This window comes from Gilliamella sp. B2923 (assembly GCF_026536565.1).
In the GTDB taxonomy this organism is placed as follows: Bacteria; Pseudomonadota; Gammaproteobacteria; order Enterobacterales; family Orbaceae; genus Gilliamella.
Genome location: NZ_JAFNNZ010000041.1, coordinates 1 through 1,468 on the forward strand (window position 1 = coordinate 1; position 1,468 = coordinate 1,468).

General features: G+C 25.9%; 1 protein-coding gene and 1 pseudogene. Both read right to left on the reverse strand.

Annotated features, from left to right (window positions below; genetic code table 11):
* Positions 1-252: 252 nt before the first annotated feature.
* Positions 253-945 carry a hypothetical protein gene (locus J3U42_RS12220; protein ID WP_220217652.1) on the reverse strand — a complete coding sequence of 231 codons (693 nt, stop codon included), beginning with the start codon at positions 943-945 and terminating at the stop codon, positions 253-255.
* 12 nt (positions 946-957) lie between these two features.
* Positions 958-1,468, reverse strand: a pseudogene (locus J3U42_RS12225) (hypothetical protein); the annotation flags it as partial.

Genomic DNA, 1,468 nt, shown 5'->3' on the forward strand with positions numbered 1-1,468 from the left:
CGGCATCGATAAGGGTAGGGGGCTTTAGCAGTTAGGATTTTATGTCGGTTGCCCTGTTATCATTAAGATTGAACAGGGCAAGTTGGTGATAGAGATTAATTTACTAGTTTAATTCCAAGCAATCAATAAGATATTTTCATTTATATTTTATTATGTGGAAATACCCTATATTTTATAAGCTTTAATGAATATATTATTCTGAAAATATTAAAATATTTTTCTCTTAATATTTTAAAGTTCAATGCATTAAAGTTATGCAATATAATTTTTATATGCAATATTACCTTTTTCACTACTACTAAAATAATTTTTGGAAAAATCATATTCTAAAAAATTAGATGAAATATTATTTAGATCTAGTTGAGTAATATTTCTATTTTTTAATTTTACAATTAATGCTTGGTATCTATTAATAATATCAACTTCATGATCTGTAATATAATCTTTAAAATCTATTGTTTGAATTAAAATATCTGATTCTTCAAAAATAAAATTTAATCTACCTGAAAAAATAATTTTTAGCTTAACTTCTTTATTGAAATAATCAGCACTTTTTCCTGCCAACCAAATGTATTTATCGCCTATATTAAAATTAGAATCTACAGAATGAAAATATTCATTTTCTCCATCATTTATTTTCAAATATAAGTTTTTTTGCTTTTTTATAATTAATTTCGCTTTTCTAATCAAGACAACTAATATACTACTTAGATCATTTAAATCAATTTCATTTAAAGCATTATTCAGGATAGTTTGAGGGTTTTGCTTTATGATAGGTAAATACCAAAAGTCCTCGCTCATATTAACCGCTATATTCTCTAATATGATTTCAAAATCATCAGTGTTATTTTCTAAGTCAAATGATAAATAGTTTTCTATTCCTATATCATTATCTAAGCATATGAACTTTTGATAACTATCAGTTATATCTAATTTATATTTCATAATAAACCTTCATTAATTTCTAATAAATTTATATTCAGTAATAGTAGGATTCTGTATTGGTTTACCGTTTGATTGTAAATAACCTTTACTCGGAATAATATTTTTTTCAACTAAAGTAAAACCTTTGCTCTTTGCAATTTTTTCTAAATTATTCATAGACGGATTATTCCAACTACCTTTGACAATAATTGTTCCATTTTTATCTAAAACTCTTAATACCTCATCATTAAAAGGCTTATATTTATATGGATTTTCCATAATAATGACTTTTTGAGAACCTGTTGCAATATTTGTCAAATCATTAACATTGCCAGGATAAACATTTTTTCCCATAGGATAATCAGGATGAGATATATTATAAGCGCCTTCAATTGGTTTATTTCCTGCACCAATATTTAATGTTCCCCCTTGTTCGGGTTTGTTTAAATATCCTCCAGTCCCCTTACCAGCATTAATTTGTTGCTCTTTCGCTACATATTCACCAAATTTACTACTTTCGTTGGCTTTCTGATTGGCAGCCTGA

Excerpts from the sequence above, each read along its gene's own strand:
- J3U42_RS12220 (WP_220217652.1), bottom strand. The coding sequence starts at position 945 with ATGAAATATAAATTAGATATAACTGATAGTTATCAAAAGTTCATATGC.